General features: G+C 69.6%; 16 protein-coding genes. 7 read left to right on the forward strand and 9 right to left on the reverse strand.

Translation table 11 applies throughout. The annotated features are described in order from the left end of the window. Positions 1 to 214 precede the first annotated feature (214 nt). The 3 genes from C469_RS01485 (at position 215) to C469_RS01495 (ending at position 1987) form a co-directional block, all read left to right on the forward strand. Positions 215 to 1216 carry a transcription initiation factor IIB gene (locus C469_RS01485; RefSeq protein ID WP_008003192.1) on the forward strand — a complete coding sequence of 334 codons (1002 nt, stop codon included), beginning with the start codon at positions 215 to 217 and terminating at the stop codon, positions 1214 to 1216. 96 nt (positions 1217 to 1312) lie between these two features. Further along, on the forward strand, positions 1313 to 1492 hold the full coding sequence (locus tag C469_RS01490; protein WP_008003193.1) for a DUF7836 family putative zinc-binding protein: 180 nt from the start codon (positions 1313 to 1315) through the stop codon (positions 1490 to 1492). A gap of 261 nt (positions 1493 to 1753) precedes the next feature. Next, the gene (locus tag C469_RS01495) at positions 1754 to 1987 is read left to right on the forward strand and encodes a UPF0058 family protein (protein WP_008003195.1); all 234 of its coding nucleotides are present in this window, start codon (positions 1754 to 1756) and stop codon (positions 1985 to 1987) included. Between the two features lie 157 nt (positions 1988 to 2144). On the opposite strand, the gene C469_RS01500 is transcribed toward C469_RS01495, so the two are convergent. Together C469_RS01500 and C469_RS01505 are read right to left on the reverse strand one after the other, a co-directional pair. Then, positions 2145 to 2561 (reverse strand): DUF555 domain-containing protein, encoded by a 417-nt coding sequence (locus C469_RS01500; RefSeq protein ID WP_049910909.1) that lies wholly within the window; start codon positions 2559 to 2561, stop codon positions 2145 to 2147. A gap of 94 nt (positions 2562 to 2655) precedes the next feature. Further along, positions 2656 to 3582 carry a DNA-3-methyladenine glycosylase family protein gene (locus C469_RS01505; protein ID WP_008003198.1) on the reverse strand — a complete coding sequence of 309 codons (927 nt, stop codon included), beginning with the start codon at positions 3580 to 3582 and terminating at the stop codon, positions 2656 to 2658. Between the two features lie 118 nt (positions 3583 to 3700). Between C469_RS01505 and C469_RS01510 the strand changes: the two genes are divergently transcribed. Beyond that, a complete protein-coding gene (locus C469_RS01510; protein WP_008003200.1) occupies positions 3701 to 4198 on the forward strand; it encodes an SRPBCC family protein in 498 nt (165 codons plus the stop codon). A 65-nt stretch (positions 4199 to 4263) separates the two neighbouring features. Here C469_RS01510 and C469_RS01515 read toward each other — a convergent pair whose 3' ends face one another. Further along, positions 4264 to 4605: a 2Fe-2S iron-sulfur cluster-binding protein gene (locus C469_RS01515; protein WP_008003202.1), complete on the reverse strand. Its 342-nt coding sequence runs from the start codon at positions 4603 to 4605 to the stop codon at positions 4264 to 4266. Between the two features lie 254 nt (positions 4606 to 4859). Here C469_RS01515 and C469_RS01520 point away from each other — a divergent pair, with 254 nt between their 5' ends. From C469_RS01520 to mvaD, 3 genes are all read left to right on the forward strand, one after another. After that, positions 4860 to 6308, forward strand: a complete 1449-nt coding sequence (locus tag C469_RS01520) for a cytochrome ubiquinol oxidase subunit I (protein WP_008003203.1) — start codon at positions 4860 to 4862, stop codon at positions 6306 to 6308. Then, complete coding sequence (locus C469_RS01525) at positions 6301 to 7302, forward strand: cytochrome d ubiquinol oxidase subunit II (protein WP_008003205.1); 1002 nt, start codon at positions 6301 to 6303, stop codon at positions 7300 to 7302. The genes C469_RS01520 and C469_RS01525 overlap by 8 nt, the downstream gene beginning before the upstream one ends. A 135-nt stretch (positions 7303 to 7437) precedes the next feature. Then, the gene (gene mvaD, locus C469_RS01530) at positions 7438 to 8436 is read left to right on the forward strand and encodes a phosphomevalonate decarboxylase MvaD (protein WP_008003207.1); all 999 of its coding nucleotides are present in this window, start codon (positions 7438 to 7440) and stop codon (positions 8434 to 8436) included. A gap of 259 nt (positions 8437 to 8695) precedes the next feature. Here mvaD and C469_RS01535 read toward each other — a convergent pair whose 3' ends face one another. The 6 genes from C469_RS01535 to C469_RS01560 all read right to left on the reverse strand — a co-directional run bounded on the left by C469_RS01535 (position 8696) and on the right by C469_RS01560 (position 17430). Next, a complete protein-coding gene (locus C469_RS01535; RefSeq protein ID WP_008003209.1) occupies positions 8696 to 10276 on the reverse strand; it encodes a cryptochrome/photolyase family protein in 1581 nt (526 codons plus the stop codon). 39 nt (positions 10277 to 10315) lie between these two features. Continuing rightward, a complete protein-coding gene (locus C469_RS01540) occupies positions 10316 to 10762 on the reverse strand; it encodes a phosphate-starvation-inducible PsiE family protein (protein ID WP_008003210.1) in 447 nt (148 codons plus the stop codon). Between the two features lie 64 nt (positions 10763 to 10826). Beyond that, a complete protein-coding gene (locus C469_RS01545; protein ID WP_008003212.1) occupies positions 10827 to 13250 on the reverse strand; it encodes a DEAD/DEAH box helicase in 2424 nt (807 codons plus the stop codon). A gap of 121 nt (positions 13251 to 13371) precedes the next feature. Then, positions 13372 to 14427, reverse strand: coding sequence for an ABC transporter permease (locus tag C469_RS01550; protein WP_008003214.1), 1056 nt, complete (start codon positions 14425 to 14427; stop codon positions 13372 to 13374). Continuing rightward, positions 14420 to 16366 (reverse strand): ABC transporter permease, encoded by a 1947-nt coding sequence (locus C469_RS01555; protein ID WP_008003215.1) that lies wholly within the window; start codon positions 16364 to 16366, stop codon positions 14420 to 14422. Before C469_RS01555 ends, C469_RS01550 begins: the two co-directional genes overlap by 8 nt. Further along, positions 16363 to 17430 (reverse strand): ABC transporter ATP-binding protein, encoded by a 1068-nt coding sequence (locus C469_RS01560; RefSeq protein WP_008003217.1) that lies wholly within the window; start codon positions 17428 to 17430, stop codon positions 16363 to 16365. The genes C469_RS01555 and C469_RS01560 overlap by 4 nt, the downstream gene beginning before the upstream one ends. Positions 17431 to 17457: the final 27 nt, after the last annotated feature.

Raw genomic sequence — 17457 nt, forward strand, 5'->3', positions numbered from 1 at the left:
TACCTCGGTGATGTCGACTGCGACAGCTCAGTTACTCGGACGAGGGGCCACAGATCGCCATATCCGAATATATCGGACAGATACGGCCAATTTACAGTATCATTACTGAGATAACGATACAAAACTTTATATACTCTCGAGACTTACTATTGGTTAACGAATCGGCGAGCCCGGCGCCAGTATTTCTGTCGGGAGTTCGATCGGGGAGAACACCATGACTGAGACACACATACGCGGCTACGACGGTGAGACGGAGCGAGACCGAACCACGGAGTCGACCGAGTCGACGGCGGACGAGACGGAGTCGACGGGCGACCGGACCACGACCTGCCCGGAGTGCGAGGGGAACCTCGTGACCGACACCGAACACGGCGAGACCGTCTGTAACGACTGCGGGCTCGTCGTCGAGCAGGACTCGGTCGACCGCGGGCCGGAGTGGCGCGCGTTCGACTCCAGCGAACGCGACAGCAAGTCGCGCGTCGGCGCTCCGACGACGAACATGATGCACGACAAGGGGCTCTCGACGAACATCGGCTGGCAGGACAAGGACGCCTACGGGAAGTCGCTGTCCAGCCGCCAGCGCCAGCGGATGCAGCGGCTGCGCACCTGGAACGAGCGGTTCCGCACCCGCGACTCCAAGGACCGCAATCTCAAGCAGGCGCTCGGCGAGATCGACCGGATGGCCTCGGCGCTCGGCCTCCCGGACAACGTCCGCGAGACCGCCTCCGTCATCTACCGCCGCGCGCTGAGCGAGAACCTGCTACCCGGCCGCTCCATCGAGGGCGTCGCGACCGCGGCGCTGTACGCCGCCGCTCGACAGGACGGAAATCCGCGCAGCCTCGACGAATTCACCGCCGTCTCGCGAGTGGACAAGATGGAGCTCACCCGGACGTACCGCTACGTGATCCGGGAGCTCAAGCTGGAGATTCAGCCCGCCGACCCCGAGAGCTACGTCCCGCGGTTCGTCTCGCGGCTCGACCTCTCCGAGGAGACCCAGCGGCTCGCCCGCGAGCTGCTCGACGGCGCCAAGCGGGCCGGGATCACCAGCGGGAAGTCGCCGGTCGGGCTCGCCGCGTCCGCGGTGTACGCCGCCGCGCTCCTGTCGAACGAGAAGGTGACCCAGAGTCAGGTGTCGGCGGTCGCCGACATCTCCGAGGTCACCATCCGGAACCGGTACAAGGAGCTCCTCGACGCGAGCGAGGGGCTCGTCGCCTGATTCCCGGTAACGACTCTCATCGGCGGCCCCGACCGGTGGAAAATGCGACCCGTTCCGCCACCTACGTTTTTAACCCGGCCACGTGTACGTCGGGCCATGGTGGATGCGTTCGTCAGACTCGTCTGTCCGGAGTGCACCAAGGAGTGGCAGGACAACCCCGCGGAGTTACAGAGCCTCCGCTCGAATTTTAGCTGTCCCGACTGTCACGCGACCCGGCGACTGACGGAGTTCATGCGGACCGAACGCGACCTCGAGGCGGTGAAACAGTTCCAGTAACGACGGGCGGTTCACAGCAACGACGGGCGGTTCGGTCAGTCGTCGAGCGAGCGCTCGCGACGGCGCCCGATCGGGAGCGGATCGGCCCGTGCGAACGTTCGGCATTCGCCGGTCGACGGTTCGGCGGAGATTTCGATAACCTTCCCGATCGATAACGCGAGAAGACGCGTCTCCGCCCCGGAAACGGGGAAACCCGGAGTAACCATGGTAACGTGACTCAGGATAATAATATAAACCTCCGGTAGCAAAGGACTGGTACTCATGAAGAAGCAGGAGCTTATCCACCTTCACGGCCTCCTTGCGGAAGTACGAAAACAGTGCGAGTTCTGGGACGAGGACATCGACCTCGACGCGTACGAGGAACTCGGCGTCAAACCGACATCGATCCACAAGTCGAAGACCGACCACAAAGCCGCCGTTTTTAAGCTGACTGAGGGAATCACTGAGCCGATGGACGAGGCCGAGTCGGAGCCGCTGGCCCCGACCGCAGACTGAATCTTCGTCGCCGCTTGCCGACCGATTGGTACGTTCCTAGTGGGTAGGCCGTCGTTCGGGAGAATCCTGAAAAGAGCGTCGCACCGAACGCGCGCCGAGCGTCGCCTGAGCCGGTCGAGAGACCGAGGAAGTCCTCACGAAGGGGCAGTCTCGCGCGTCAGTCTCGCGCGTCGGGAGTCGAGCCGCCGCCTTCCGACTCGTCCGCGGGCGACCCCTCGGCGGAGTCGCTCTCGTTCTCGCTCGCGATCTCCTCGACCTGGAGCACTTTCAGCGGGATGTTCCGGAGCCGCTGGCCGATCTCCTTGCGGGCGACGCGGCTCGCGTGTTCCTCGCGATCGACGTTGAACACGTCCATCCGGAGCCGGAGCGCGACGAGGGCCTCGTCGGCGGCGACGAACGCGGGCGGGAGCTCCTCCCCGCCGGGCGACGTGCGGCTTCCGGTCTCGATCTCGACGTAGTTGAGGTCCGGGTTGAGCATCTCACCGGTCTTCGAGATGGCGATCCGGACCGCTTCGTCGGCGGTCTCCACGTCGTACACCGGAACGGCGGCCTCGACGACGACTCGGCAGTCCATCACGGCCCCCAGTACCACGCCGATCGGCATGAAAGTTCGGCCGACAGGTCACCCGAGCGAAACGACGCCGCCGGGAGAGACCGACCCGCGACGGCTACTCGCCGCCCGCTCGGAGGTGATAAAACACGTACGTCTGCGCGTAGCCGGCGAACTCCCCGCCGAACCGCTCTCGGATCGCGCGCGAGGTCTCGGCGTAGTTCCCGCGCTCGCAGTCCGGGTAGTACTCCTCGATCGTCGTGCGGATCCACGTGTCGAGCGGGACCGCCTCGAGGAAGCCCAGCGAGAACAACAGCACGCAGTCCGCGACCTTGTCGCCGACGCCGACGAACCGCGTCAGCGACTCGCGGGCCTCCTCGTACGGGAGCCCCGCCGCCTCCCGAGGGTGCGCCTCGCCGGACGCGATCATCTCCGCGGTCCGCTGCACGTAGGGAGCGCGGTACCCCAAGGAGAGGTCACGGAGCTCCGCCTCCGTCCGAGACGCGAGCTGCTCCGGAGTCGGGAAGGCGCGGTACTCCTCGCCGTCGAGCGCGAGGGCGTCGCCGTACGTCTCCCGAAGCCGGCGCTGCATCCCGTGGATCCGGGCGACGCGCATCTGTGCCGAGCAGATAAAGGAGATCAGACACGGGAAGACGGGGTCGCGCGTGAGCCGCATCCCCTCGTAGGCCTCGTACGCCCGTTCGAGGAGCGGGAGGTCGGGCGTCGAGCCGAGGATCGCGTCGAGGTCGTCGTCGAGCCGGAACAGGTGTGTGAGGAGAGGGACCGCGTCCGCCGAGGACTCCCAGTGGAGGGTTCCGTCGTGAACACCGCCTTCCTGTCGCACCCGGACCGGGACGCGTTCGTCGACGACGCCGGGTATCGGGTCGACGATCGTTTCGTACCACGCGTCGCCGCCGTGAGCGTGGAGGTCCTCGTAGGTCCCGCCGTCGGCGCGGTTCCAGAGGTAGCTCTGTCCGCTCTCGACGGTCGCTTGGAGATCGAACGGGCCGGCCAGGTCCGCGACGTCGATCGCGCCTCGTTCCATTACCGATCCGACGGCGCCGCGGCCGTATCCGGGTTTCGGTCGGTCGGACGCGCCCGCGTCGGCCTCCCCAAATGGCCGCCGAGGAGGGGTTTTTGCCCGTTGGCCCCGTAAAACCGATATGCCGACGTACCGACGGACGACCCGCGTGCCGGCCCCCATCGACGAGGTGTGGGCGTTTCACTCCACGATCGACGGGCTCCGCGAGCTCACTCCCGATTGGATGCACCTCCGGATCGAGGGCGTCGAAGGGCCGAACGGGGAGCCGGACCCGGACGTGCTCGTCGAAGGGGCCGAGATACGGATGTCGATGCGGCCGTTCGGTGTCGGACCGCGACAGCGGTGGACCTCCCGGATCACCGAACGGGAGCCCGACGACGGGGGCGACCCCGGCGACCGGGCACACTTCGTCGACGAGATGTCCGGCGGGCCGTTCCGGACGTGGGAGCACACGCACGCCTTCTACGCCGACGGCGAGGAGACCCTGCTCGTGGACACCGTCGCGTACCGACTCCCGTTCGGTCCCCTCGGGGACGCGGCGGGACCGTTCGCGAAGGTCGGGTTCGAAGGGATGTTTCGGGACCGACACCGCCGAACGATCGCTCGGTTCGAACCGTAGTTCGGCGGCGAGGGGTCGCGTCGAGTGCGTCAGTTGTTCGCACGCTCCCGCGTGCACAACACGTCTCAGTCGTCGTCGGCCGCGGCGCCGTCGGCGTCGCTCACGTCCGTCGCCGCGTCGTCCTCGATGCTCGGCGGGTACTTCCCTCGATCGAGTTTGAGGTCCGACTGCGGCCGGGCCATGCAGGTGAGCGCGTACGCCTCGGCCTCCTCGTCGGTGAGCCCGCGGGCCGCCGGCTGGGTCACCTCGCCCTCGACGACCTCCGCGGAGCAGGCGAGGCACATCCCGACGCGGCAGGAGTACTCCTGTGCGATCCCCTCGTCGATACAGGCGCTGAGGATCGTCTCCGTGTCGGCCACCTCGATCGTCTCGCCGGTGCCGACGAACTCGACGGTGTACTCGGTCATAACGCGGAGTACCGGCCGACCAATCAAAAAGGGTTCCCCTCGATCGCGTCGGCGACGCGGGGACGGAACGGGAGGATAGAGAACGGCCGGGAGGACGCGTCGTCGCACTGCCGCGAAGCCGCGTCACTGGTCCCGCGGTGTTGGGCGAACGCTACACAAACTACGGCTCCACGAGCATAAGTTGCCGTAGTACGGTACTCGAAAAAGGGAACAGCTGTGGGCCTCTTCCGTCGGCTCGGGCAACTACGGGACGTATGAACCCGACCGCGCTGTTCGGTGCTGTAGACCCGGGTTGGGCGCTAGCCCTTTCCCCAGAACTCGCGAGCCGTGCACAGTTCGGGTGGACGATTTCCGTCCACATCATCTTCGCGTCGCTCTCGATCGGCCTCGCACCGTTTATCGTCTACTTCACGTACAAGGACGTGCGAACCGACGAAGAGCGGTTCGCGCGTCTGCGCTCGTTCTGGGTGAAGGTGTTCGCCGCCGGCTTCGTCATGGGAACGGTCACCGGAATTCCGATGAGCTTCCAGTTCGGGACGAACTTCCCGCAGTTCTCGGAGGTGGCCGGCGAGCTGATCGGCGGCCCGCTGGCCTTCGAAGCGAAGATGGCGTTCTTCCTCGAAGCGGTGTTTCTGGGCGTGTTGCTGTACGGGCGTGACCGCGTGGGCGACCGGACCTACGTGCTGTCGTCCGCGCTCGTCGGCTTCGGGGCGTGGCTGTCGGGGTTCTGGATCCTCGTCGTCAACGCCTGGATGCAGACGCCGCGGGGGTACGAGATGATCTCCCGCAACGGGATGGAGGTCGCGAGGCTCACCGACCCGATTGCCGCGTTTTTCACCCCGCGGATGACCTGGATGTACGTCCACATGATCAACGCATCCGTCATCTCGGTCGCCCTCCTGGTCGCCGGCGTCTCGGCGTACATCGTCTGGAAGCGGCGCGACGCAGAGGCGTGGAACACCGCGCTGAGGCTGGCGGTGGTTATCCTGCTCGTCTCCGCACCGCTGCAAGCCGTCCACGGCGACGCGTACGCCCGGCACGTCGAGGACACCCAGCCGCAGAAGTTCGCGGCCATGGAGGGCCACTACGAGACGGGACAAGCCGACTTACACCTGTTCGCGGTCCCGACGAGTTTGGACGCGATCACCGATCCCCGCGCCGAGAACCTCTTTACCGTGAGCCTCCCCAGTATCGGGTCGTTCCTCGCCAGCGGGGGCGACTTCGACGCCGAGGTGATCGGCTTGAACGAGTACGAGGAGAACCCGCCCGTGGCGCTCGTGTTCTGGTCGTTCCGCGTGATGGTCGGGCTGGGCTTCCTGTTCATCGGGCTGGCGCTGTGGGGCGGCTACCTCGCGTTCCGCGGCCGGCTGTCTGACAGCGATCGGTATCTGAGGGCGATGATAGCGACGTCACCGCTCGGCTACGCCGCCTTGCTGACGGGGTGGTACGTCACCGAGATCGGCCGCCAACCCTGGGTGATCCAGGGCGAACTCAGGACCTCCGAGGCGGTCTCCTCCACGCTGACCGGTGCCGAGGCGACGCTGACGCTGGTCGGGTTCGTCGTCGTCTACGTCGGGCTGGTGGCGACGGCCCTCTATGTCCTGAAGTGGCTGATCAGGGAAGAGCTCCGGACGCTCGGCCGGGAGCCGTCGAGCGGCGATCGCTGGTACGGTCCGCTGCCGGGGGTGAGCGACGATGACTGAGTCGGTGCTCCCCGTCGACGCGTACCTCGTCGCGTCGCTACCGGAGGTCTGGTTCGGCGTCGTCGTGTTCGCGCTGGGGATGTACCTCGTCCTCGACGGGTTCGACTTCGGAATCGGCCTGCTGTACGCGACTCGGAACACCGAGCACGAGCGGGAGACGCTCCTGTCGGCGTTCGGCCCGGTGTGGGACGCCAACGAGGTGTGGCTGGTCGCCTTCGGAACCATGCTGATGGCGGCGTTCCCGCGGGTGTACTCGCGGCTGCTGGCCGACCACTACCTGCTCGCGATCGGATTCGTGCTCGCGCTGCTGTTCCGCGGGCTCGGCCCGGAACTGCGCGAACAGCGCAGCGACGAGCGGTGGAAGCGGTACTGCGACTACTCGTTCATCGGCGGCAGTTTCTCCGCGCCGCTGCTGTTCGGGACGCTCGCCGGTCGCTGGGTGTTCGACGCGGCGACGCTGTCGCTCCCGGCGCTGCTCACCGGCGTCGGCTTGGTCGCGGTCTCGGTCGTCACGGGGGCCGCGTTCCTCGCCGCCAAGGGCGACCCGGCACTGGCGTCGGACCTGCGACCGTACGGGATCGGCGCCACGCTCGCCTACCTCGGCGGCGTCGTCGCCCTCCTGACGACCGTGGTTCTGACCGACGCGGGCGGCGCCGCCGACACCGTCCGTTCGCTGCCCGCGGTCGCGGTGGTTGGCTCGTCGGCGATCGCGGGGGCTGGCGGGATCGCGCTCGCCAGACGCGGCGCGTACCGCGCATGGCTGGCGAGCGCGCTGGCGCTTCCGGCGCTGTTAACGGCGCTCATCGCGCTCCTGCTGTATCCGACGGTCTACCCGCCCACCGGGCTGACACTCAGAGCAGCGGTCGTTTCGCCGCTGGCGCTGAACCTCGTGACGGTCCTCGGACTCCCCGTGCTGTTCCTGGTGCTCGGGTACTTCACGTACCTGTATCGCGTGTTCAGCGGGCCGATCGACGCGGAGGGGTACGGGAGCTGAACGCCGAACCGCCGGGTCCGCCGCGAGTTTGGGGTCGGGCCTCGCGCGTCGACTCGACCCGCCCGCCGGTCTCTGCCGCTCCGCTCCCTCCCGTCCATCGCAACGACTAATCCCCCGCCGGACGCTTCCCGAGGTATGACCGAGAAGGCCACCGCGCGAGCCCACCCGATCCAGGGGCTCGTCAAGTACCACGGGATGCGCGACGAGCAGCTCCGGCTCCCGTACCACGACAGCATCAGCCTCTGTACCGCCCCGACCGCGACGACGACCACCGTCGAGTGGCAGCCCGACGCGAGCGAGGACGTCTACGTCATCGGCGACGAGGAAGTGGACGGACGCGCCGCCGAGCGCATCGACATGGTCGTCGACCACGTCCGCGAGCTGGCCGGCGTCGACGCCGCGGTGCGGCTGAAGAGCGAGAACTCCTTCCCGTCGAACATCGGCTTCGGCTCCTCGTCGTCGGGGTTCGCGGCCGCCGCGCTCGCGCTCACCGAGGCCGCGGGCCTCGACCTCTCCCTCCCCGAGGTCTCCACCGTCGCCCGCCGCGGCTCCTCCTCCGCGGCCCGGTCGGTGACGGGCGCGTACTCCCGGCTCGACGCCGGGCTCAACGACGAGGACTGCCGCTCGCACCGCCTCGACGTGGGGGTGAGCGGGGACGGGTTCGACCCCGAGGAGGACCTCCGGATCGTCGCCGCGCACGTCCCCGCTTATAAAGAGACGGAGGAGGCCCACCGCGAGGCCGCCGCGAGCCACATGATGCAGGCGCGGACCGCCCACGTGCAGGACCAGCTCGTTGAGATGACCGACGCGCTCCGCGAGGGAGAGTTCGACCGGATCTTCGAGACCGCCGAGCACGACTCGCTCTCCCTCACGGCCACGACGATGACCGGCCCCGCGGGCTGGGTGTACTGGCAGCCGGAGACGATCGCCGTCTTCAACGCGGTGCGCGAGCTCCGCGAGGCGGGCGTCCCCGTCTACTTCTCGACGGACACCGGCGCGTCGGTGTACGTGAACACGCTCGCCGACCACGCCGAGGAGGTCGAAGAGAGAATCGCCGAGATCGGCATCGACACCGACGTCTGGGAGGTCGGCGGCCCGGCGCGCGTCCTCGACGAGAGCGAGGCGCTCTTTTAAATATAAGCCGCGGTGCGGTGGCGCGTGCCTGTGAGCGGTCGCCGGCGGCGACCGCGAACAGCACCGCGCGAGGGACGCGGCGAACGCGAGCGGCGAAGCCGCGAGCCGTGAGCCGCGAGGCTGGGGCTTTGGAGGCGTTCGAAATCGATCTACAGGCGGTCATTTATAAGCGAGCGACTGGAGCTTTGGCAGCGTTCACCGTCGCAGCGACGACGTATCCCCTCACACGAACGACGATGCGTCTCCCAACGTTATCCGCTTATTCCTCCGGATCTTCGCCGCGCGCTCGCTTGTACATCGCTAACGCCTCCTCGCGCCGCTCCGAGTGGTCGACGATCGGTGACGGGTACTCGGGCGCCGCGTTCGCGCGCTGCGTGGGCGACAGCTCGTGCCACTCGTGGATGAGGTCGGCGTCGAGCCCGCGCAGCTCCGGCACGTATTCCGTTATATACTCCGCCTCGGGATCGTACCGCTCGCCCTGCGTCATCGGGTTGAAGATCCGGAAGTAGGGCTGCGCGTCGGTCCCCGTCGAGGCCGCCCACTGCCACCCGCCGTTGTCGTTGGCGGTGTCGTGGTCGGCCAGCGTCTCCCGGAAGTGCTCGTAGCCGTGTCGCCAGTCCGCGAGCAGGTCCTTCGTGAGGAAGGAGGCGACGATCATCCGCACGCGGTTGTGCATGAACGCCTCCTCCCGGAGCTGCCGCATCCCGGCGTCGACGATCGGGTAGCCCGTCTCGCCGCGCTTCCACGCCGCGATCTCCTCGGCGTCGTCGCGCCACGCGATCCCCTCCTCGTACGTCTTGTAGTTCTCGGTGACCACCTCGGGGTTGTGAAAGAGGACCTGCGCGTAGAACTCCCGCCACGCGAGCTGCTGTTGGTACTCCTCGACGGCGGCGACCGGTCCGCCCTCGTCGTCGTCACTGTCGGACCCACCGCCGTCTCCGTCCGCCGCCTCGTCGTCCTTCGCGGTCCGCTCCTCCGCGGCGGCCGTCGCGCGCTCCGTCGCCTCGTAGACCTCGCGCACGCCGATCTCGCCGTATTTTAAAAAGGCCGACATGCGGGAGGTCGCCTCGCGCGCCGGGTAGTCGCGCTCGGCGTCGTACGAGAACACCGCCTCCGAGAGGAACGCGTCGAGCCGGTCGCGAGCCGCTTCGGTGCCGGCCGCACCGATATCGGCGTCCGGCTCCGCGAACCCCAGATCGGCGGGAGACGGGAGGTCGCCGACGGCGACGCGGTCGGCTTCGACCCCGCCGTCAGGTCGCCCGCCGCCGTCCGCCAACGCGCCGCCGTCGCCCCCGACCGTCGTCGCCAGCGCGTCGGCGTCGACGAGGTCGCTCGCCTCGGGCGTCGGCGCCGGCGCGTCGGTCTCGCGGCCGGTCCACTTCTTCCAGTAGTAGGTGTAGACCGAGTACGGGTCCCCGGCGTTGGTCCGGATCGAGTCCGGCGTGTGCAACACCGCGTCGTGGTGCGCCTCGCGGTCGATCCCGGCGTCGTTGAGGGCCGTTCGAACGCTCGCGTCGCGCTCGCGGGCGAGCCCCGAGTAGTCCCGGTTCCAGACGACGCGGTCGGCGTCGAGCGCGCCGGCCAGCTCGGGGAGGACGGTCTCCGGGTCGCCGCGGGCGACGAGGAGGTCGCTCCCGCGGTCGCGGTAGTCGGCCCGCAGCGCCGCGAGCCCGTCGAGCAGACGGCGGACTCGCACGTCGCTCGCGTGGTCGAGCACGTCCGGGTCGAAGACGAACACGGGGGCGGCCGGCCCTCGGTCGTCGTCGCGCGCGCCGGTCGCGGCCGCGAGGCCGACGTTGTCGGCGACTCTGAGGTCCCGCCGGTGCCAGAACAGCTCCATGGGATCGACAGGGGTGCGATGACCGTGAAACCACCGGGTTCAAAGCTCGACGCGTCCCGGCACGCTCACGCGGTCGAGCAGGAAGTACGCGACCGTGAGCGCGAGCACCAGCGCGCCGATGGCGACCGCCGCGAGCAGCGCGTCCTCCGCGGTGGCGTAGTCGTCGAGTCGGTAGCTGATCACGCGCCGAGAGGCGGCGATGATCGCGGCGCTCACGACGATCCGGAGCACGGGCTGGCCCCGCGCGTACGCCACGAGCGTCCGGTGGACCTCGACGATGACCAACAGCAGCAGCACGCTGTCGAGCAGCCCGACCACCGCGACGGGATCGGTGAAATCGCCCGCGACGAGCAGCCGGTACAGCGAGATGAACAGGTCGAACACGCCGATGAGAAACAGGATGAGCAGGAAGTACGCCGCCCCCAACACGAGCCACTCCATCGCCCGCGCGGCCGGATCCGCCGCGTCGTCGAGGTCGAACGCCATCGACGGACCGGACGGCGCCCGACAGCAAGTGGCTTGGGGTGGACGTGGTCAGGGAACGGCGTCGTCACCGCCCCGCGTCGCCGCCCGTCAGCGCCTCCAGCAGCCGCACCGCGGGCGCCTTCGCCAGCGGCTCGTTGGCGTTGCCGCAGTGGGGCGACTGGACGCAGGCCGGACAGCCGCCCTCGCAGTCGCAGGTGTCGATCAGGCGGGCCGTGCGGGCCATCAGCTCCTCGATCCGCTCGTGGCCCCGCCGCGTGAGCCCGACGCCGCCGGGGTGGCCGTCGTAAACGAACACCGCCGGCGCGTCGGTGTGGGGGTGGTACGGTGTCGAGATGCCGCCCACGTCGGCGCGGTCACAGAGCAGGTGGAAGGGGAACAGCGAGATGATCCCGTGTTCGGCCGCGTGGATCCCGCCGTTGAAGGCGTGTTCGCCGCCCGGAAGGCTCTCTCCGCCGTCCGTTGCCGTCTCCGTGCCCTCCGTTCCCTCCGTGTCGCGGTCGGTCCCGTCACGGCCCCCGAGTGCGCGCATCTCGGACTCGACGTCCGCCGGCACCGGAAAGTACAGCGCCTTCGTCCGCAGCGTCGTCTCGGGGAGGTCAAGCGTCGACTCGCCGAGCGACTCGCCCGTCTTGGCGTCCTTCCGGACGAACCCCGTGATCCGCTCCGTCACCGTCACGTCCGCAAACCGGACCGGTACGTCCGGGCGGGCCGACAGCTCGCGCTCGCCGAGGTCGGCGTTCACGGCGATGTCCTTCTCGGTGAGCGGCTGCGTGTAGTAGTCGGCCCACGAGGACTGGAGCTCGGCCACGTCGCGGTCGAGGTCGAGATTCGTCACCTCGTAGGTCCGGCCCTGCTGGTGGTAGATCGCCCCGGGGTGCGCGTCCCGGAGCGCGTCGCCGAAGCCGAGCGAGGCCACCGTCTCGTTCCGGGACGAGTCGATCAGGTCGACCTCGCGGTCGCCGGCGGTCCGCAGGCTCACCGACTGCTGCGGACTCGACGAGCCCGCGTGCGTCCACCGGATCCCGTCGGCGACCTCCCGTCTGTCCAAGGTCCCCTCGTCGGTCAGGTCCGCGACGACGCCGGGGAACGACTCGCCGAAGAAGCGCTCGTCGCCGGGCGAGAGCCAGCTCTCGTCGGCCGCGCAGGCGACGTGACCCGGGAGCAGCTGGTCGTTCTCGGGGTCGCAGATCGCGTCCTCCGGCGGCGCCTCGAAGAAGTCGCTCGGGTTGCGCATCAGGTACTGGTCGAGCTGGTCCTCGCCGCCGACCATTACCACGAGGGCCGGGTCGTCGCCGCGGCCGGCCCGCCCCGCGCGCTGGTACGCCGACATCCGCGTGCCGGGGTAGCCGTCCAAGATCACGGCGTCGAGCCCGCCCACGTCGACGCCGAGTTCGAGGGCGCTCGTCGACCAGACGCCCCGGAGGTCGCCGGCGTGGAGGTCCGCCTCGATCTCCCGGCGCCGGTCGTCGGTCAGGGCGGCCTGGTACGCGCCGACCTTCCCGGCGAGACCGCGCTCGCCCCGCTCTCGGAGGTCGCTCGCGCTGTCGGTCGCGTACTGCTCCGCGGTCTGCCTGGCCCGCGTGAACGCCAGCGTCTGCGCGCCCGCGGTCACGAGGTCACAGAAGAGCCGTTTGCTCTCCGCGTGGCTCGACTTCCGGCGGCCGCTGCCGCGCTCCTTCCAGTCGTCGTCGTACTCGGGCGGGTTCCACAACACCCAGTCGCGCGGGCCGCGGCCCGACGTGTCCTCGTCGACCAAGGCGATCCCCTCCGGGTCGCGCCCGGTCACGGTCGCGACGTGTTCGACCGGGTTGTTGATCGTCGCCGAACAGCAGACGAACTGCGGGTTCGACCCGAACCGCTCGCAGGTCCGCGCGAGGCGGCGTAAGGTCATCGCGACCTGCGATCCGAACACGCCGCGGTAGCTGTGGACCTCGTCGATCACGACGTACTCCAGCGACGAGAAGAACCAGTCCCAGAGGCGCCCGGCGTACGGTAACAGGGCGTAGTGGAGCATGTCCGGGTTCGACAGCAACACGGTCGGCTCGCGGTCGCGCACGTCGCGCTTCTCCGACCGCGAGAGGCGCCCCGTATAGGACTCGACCGAGACGCCGCTCCCGAAGCCGAGCCCGTGCGCGAGGTCGCTCAGGCTCTCCTCCTGGTCCGCGATCAGCGCGTTCTGGGGACCGATATACAGGGTCCGCCCCCCGCGGTCCATCGCGGCCTCGAACGCGGGGACGGTGTACGCGAGCGACTTCCCGCTCGCGGTCTCGGTGGCGAGCACGACGTCGTCGCCGCCGCGGACCGCCTCGATCGCCTCGGCCTGGTGGCGGTACAGCCGATCGATCCCGTCCTTCGCGAGCGCGTCGGCCATTCGGGGCGCGAGGTCGACCTCGCGGTACGCCGGCTCGCGGGCGGGAAGTCGGCGGTGCTCCGCGATCTGTCCCTCGTAGAACGGTCGGTTCCGCAGCCACTCGATGGCGTCCTCCACGGCTACGGTATCGTGGGGTCGACCGGGCCTAATCGTTGCGGTCGGGTGACCGTTTATAAACGGAACGAGAGATGTTGCCGTCGCACCGCTTCGGCTATTTATAAGCGTTCACGGCTGTCGCTCACGTCTCGAACCCGTTCTCCGCGACGAGCGTTCGGACGCCGACGTACGCGACCGCGGCGATACCGACGTAGGCGACCACCAGCGCCGTCGTAGCCGCGTCGGCGCTGTCGATCGCGAGGCGCGCGACCGCGTTCGCGGGGCCGCCCGCCATCGCCGTGGCGCCGCCGAAGAGGACGAGCACGCCGATCGAGTAGAGGAACTGCGCCGCCCGCCGGTCGGGCGCGAGCGCGGAGATGGCGAGCGCGAGCGCGACGACAAGCGTCGTGAGCGCGGTCATGAGGACGAGGATCGAGGGGACGTTGGCGACCGGGGTCCCGTTCGCGCGGAGGAGGAGGAGCCATAGGAGCGCCTGTCCGGGGGCGATCGCGACCGCCGCCAGCGCCTTTCCGTCGACGATCTCCCCGAGCGTGACGGGCGCGACGCGCAGCAGCTCGAAGGTCCCCTCGTCGATCTCCTCGGTGATCGAGTCGACCACGAGCGACCCCGAGATGAAGACGGGGAGGAACACGAGGACCGGAATCAACACGGTGTACGTGAACGTGAAGTACGGGCTGGTGCCGGTGCGCTCCGGGAGGGGGAGCGGCGACTCGCTCAGGGACGCGGTCCGGTCCGCGCGCTCCTGTCGCTCGTAGGTCCGGAGCAGGTCGCGGAGCTGGACGACGATCACGGTGGTCTCCACCGTGGCGTCCGGGGCGGTCACGGTGGCCGAGATCCGCCCGTCGTCGTGCCGGTTCGCGACCACCACCGCGTCGGCGGCGCTGCGGTCGAAGGCGAGCCGCGCCGCGCCGGCGTCCTCGTAGCGCGTGACCGAGGCGCCCTCGACCTCGTTCGCGGCGCGCTCGAGGTCGCTCACGGCGTCGCCGGCGCCCGCCACCTCGACCTCCGCGCCGCCGAGCGAGCCGGGGTCGTACATCGAGACGAGCCCGACGACGAGGAACGACGAGAACGCGGCGATGAACAGCTGGATCCCGATCGCGAGCAGGATCGTCTTCTCGGCGCGCAGCCCCGACAGCTCTCTCCCGGCGATCGTCAGACGGCCGTCTCGGCTACGCATAGACGCGCATCACCCCGAAGTTGTACGCGGCGTGGATCAGCGTCGCCAGCGCCAGCGTCAGGACGTAGTACGTCCGGCTCCGGCTCGCGCCCACCGCGGCGACCGCCGTCGCGAACCCGTGGAGCGCGAGGGGCGCGAAGAACAGCCCCACAACCGCGAGGGGTGGGAGCCCCTCCAGTCCCGCCACGCTCCCGAACGCGGCGCGGCCGACGTACAGCTCCGTGAGCCCGACCGCCTGCACGACCGCGGTGGCCTTCTCCGCGAGGAAGAACCCGACCGCGGAGGCGACGCCGACCGCGACGGCGACCCGATCGGTCCGGGCGAAGGCGTCGCGCTCGAACCCCGCGTAGAGGTGGACGCTCTTGGCGAGCTCCTCGATGAACGCGATGGTCACTAAGAGCACGGGGATCGACACCGTCACCGGCAGCGCGAACAGCAGCGCGACCGCCAGCAGTTCCGCGACGAACACGAAGGGGATCGTGCAGGCCGTGAGGAACGCGACCGGCGCGAGCGCGCGGAGCCGCTCTCGGAGCGACCTGCTGGTCGAGTCCGACTCGCCGACGGCGGTCGACTCGCCGACCGCCGCGAGCCGCACCGCCAGCGCGTCAAGGAACTTCCGCCCGACGGGTTTCTGGGTGAACATGTCCTCCTCGCGGTACACCCCGAGCCCGAGTCCGAACAGGAGCGCGGCCCCGACCGTCATCGGCCCGGTCGAGAAGAGGACCTCACCCAATCCGACCGCCTCGCCCTGCAGGTCGAAGACGACGAGCGTGAGCGGCGAGACGAGCGCCACGGGCGTGACGTTCGTGAAGATCGCCGGCACGAACGCGTACGTCGTGAGGAGGACGCTCACGCCCACCGTGACGAAGGTGAGCTCCTTGAACGACCGCGCGAACATCGCGCCGACGAAGGTGGCCGCGAGGAAGGTCAGCGCCACCGGGAGCACGGCGACGACCGACAGCGCCCCGCCGCCGACGGCGACCGCGATGAGCGTCGTGACGAGCGCCGCGGCCGCGACGTACGGGAGCGTCTTTCCCGCGACGATGTCGACCGGCGACAGCGGCGTGACGAGCAGGGGCTCCCCGCGACGGTTCGTGCGCTCGTCGAGCACCGACGAGCCGTACGCCTGGATGAGGAAGTTCATCGGCACGAGGAAGACGAACGCGAGGAGGAGCGAGACGAACGGGAACGGCGGCGCGATCGACCCCGGCGAGCCGACCGTGTCGGCACCGAACGCCGCGCCGCCGACCGAGGGGACCGCGAAGCCGCCGTCGTCCCCCTCGGCGTCTTCGTCCGCAGTGTCGCTGCCGGTTCCTCCGCTCTCGTCGCCGGAGCCGCCATCGCTCCCGCCGGAACCGTCGCCGTCGGCGTCTCCGGAGCCGGCGCCGCTTTCCCCGTCCCCGTCTCCGCCCTCCTCCCCGCCGAGCGTCGAGCCCTCGTCGAGCCCGCTCGTCCGCCCGATATACTGGAGGGTGACGGTGATCGGGAACGCGGCGGTCCGGTTCTCCTCGGCGGCCATCAGCCGCTCGTTGTGCGCCTCGACGGCCTCGCGGAACTCGGCGGCCGCGGCCTCGCCCTTCCGCGTGTCGCTGGCGCGAACGGCGACGGTCTCGACTGCCCCGGTCTCTGTCTGCCCCCCGTCGAACACGACGAGGTCGGCCGTGTCGCCGAGCGCGGCGCCGTCGACGGGGACGGCCGTCAGCGCCGGCGCCTCCTCGACCGCGTCCGCGTACGGGGAGTCGCGGTCGACGGCGACGCGGTACACGTCGCGGTCGACGTCGAGCCCGACGACGCCGGCCGCGAGCCCCCCGCCGAGGACCCCGCCGGCGACGAGCAGGAGCGCGAGCGCCGCGAGCAGGGTCCGACGGTCGACGCCCCCGCCCGCGCGGGCGGTCTCCCAGCGGGCGACCCGGAGGACCCGTCGGAGTCGGTCGATCACTCGGTCCCCTCCGGCGGCTCCGTCGGTCGCGTCGCGTCGCGTTCGCCCCCTTCCGGCGCGGGGTCTCCGCCGTCCGAGTCACCGGCGCCCCCGCCGCCCCCGGTGTACCGCCCCGGCATCGGCCGCCCGACGATGTCGAGGAACACGTCCTCGAGGTTCGGCTCTCGAGTGCGGATGTCGACGACCTCGCCGTCCGCCGCCGCGGCGGCCTCGCGGACCGCCTCGACCGCGTCCATCGTCGGCACGGTCGTCCGGAACCGGTCGCCGATCTCCTCGGTCGCGGCGTCGAGGGAGGCTCGGTCGTCCGCGGGGTCGCCGAGGGCGTCGAGGTCGCCGAAAACCTCGGCCAGCGCGTCGGTTCGGGCAGGGAGTACGTCGGTGAACACGTGGTACGTCGTCTCGCCGTGTCGCTCGCGGATCCCGTCGACGCTCCCGCGGGCGACGATCCGCCCCTCGTTCATCACCGCGACCCGGTCGCAGACGGACTCGACGTGGTAGAGGTTGTGCGCGGAGAAGACGACGGTCTTGCCCGTCTCGCGCAGCTCGCGGGTGAACGCCAGCACGGAGTTCGTCGTCACCGGGTCGAGCCCGGAGGCCGGTTCGTCGTACACGAGCACGTCGGGGTCGTTGACGAGCGACCGGGCGATGGCGACCTTGCGTTTCATCCCCTTCGACATGTCGCCGAGCCGGCGCTCGCGGTGGTCCAGTTCGAGCCGGTCGAGCGCGGCCTCGATCCGCTCGTTCGCGGCCTCGCGCGGCACGTCGTACAGGTCGGCGAAGAAGCGCAGGTACGACAGCGGCGTCATCTCCTCGTACAGGGGCGACTCCTCGGGGAGGAACCCCAACTGCCGGCGCATCTCCGGGTCGTCCGAGGCGAAGCCGGCGACCTCGACCTCGCCGTCGGTGGGGTCGACGAGCCCGGCGAGCACCTTCAGCGTGGTCGTCTTCCCGGCGCCGTTCGGGCCGACGATCCCGAACACCTCGCCCGCTTCGACGGAGAAGGTGCTGTCGACGACGGCGGCGAACTCCCCGTACGTCTTGCACAGCCCCTCCACTTCGATCATGCGCTCGGCTCCGCCGTCGGCCGGGTT

Source organism: Halorubrum lipolyticum DSM 21995, assembly GCF_000337375.1.
GTDB lineage: Archaea > Halobacteriota > Halobacteria > Halobacteriales > Haloferacaceae > Halorubrum > Halorubrum lipolyticum.

Excerpts from the sequence above, each read along its gene's own strand:
- C469_RS01485 (WP_008003192.1), top strand. The coding sequence starts at position 215 with ATGACTGAGACACACATACGCGGCTACGACGGTGAGACGGAGCGAGAC.
- C469_RS01490 (WP_008003193.1), top strand. The coding sequence starts at position 1,313 with ATGGTGGATGCGTTCGTCAGACTCGTCTGTCCGGAGTGCACCAAGGAG.
- C469_RS01495 (WP_008003195.1), top strand. The coding sequence starts at position 1,754 with ATGAAGAAGCAGGAGCTTATCCACCTTCACGGCCTCCTTGCGGAAGTA.
- C469_RS01500 (WP_049910909.1), bottom strand. The coding sequence starts at position 2,561 with ATGGACTGCCGAGTCGTCGTCGAGGCCGCCGTTCCGGTGTACGACGTG.
- C469_RS01505 (WP_008003198.1), bottom strand. The coding sequence starts at position 3,582 with ATGGAACGAGGCGCGATCGACGTCGCGGACCTGGCCGGCCCGTTCGAT.
- C469_RS01510 (WP_008003200.1), top strand. The coding sequence starts at position 3,701 with ATGCCGACGTACCGACGGACGACCCGCGTGCCGGCCCCCATCGACGAG.
- C469_RS01515 (WP_008003202.1), bottom strand. The coding sequence starts at position 4,605 with ATGACCGAGTACACCGTCGAGTTCGTCGGCACCGGCGAGACGATCGAG.
- C469_RS01520 (WP_008003203.1), top strand. The coding sequence starts at position 4,860 with ATGAACCCGACCGCGCTGTTCGGTGCTGTAGACCCGGGTTGGGCGCTA.
- C469_RS01525 (WP_008003205.1), top strand. The coding sequence starts at position 6,301 with ATGACTGAGTCGGTGCTCCCCGTCGACGCGTACCTCGTCGCGTCGCTA.
- mvaD (WP_008003207.1), top strand. The coding sequence starts at position 7,438 with ATGACCGAGAAGGCCACCGCGCGAGCCCACCCGATCCAGGGGCTCGTC.
- C469_RS01535 (WP_008003209.1), bottom strand. The coding sequence starts at position 10,276 with ATGGAGCTGTTCTGGCACCGGCGGGACCTCAGAGTCGCCGACAACGTC.
- C469_RS01540 (WP_008003210.1), bottom strand. The coding sequence starts at position 10,762 with ATGGCGTTCGACCTCGACGACGCGGCGGATCCGGCCGCGCGGGCGATG.
- C469_RS01550 (WP_008003214.1), bottom strand. The coding sequence starts at position 14,427 with ATGCGTAGCCGAGACGGCCGTCTGACGATCGCCGGGAGAGAGCTGTCG.
- C469_RS01560 (WP_008003217.1), bottom strand. The coding sequence starts at position 17,430 with ATGATCGAAGTGGAGGGGCTGTGCAAGACGTACGGGGAGTTCGCCGCC.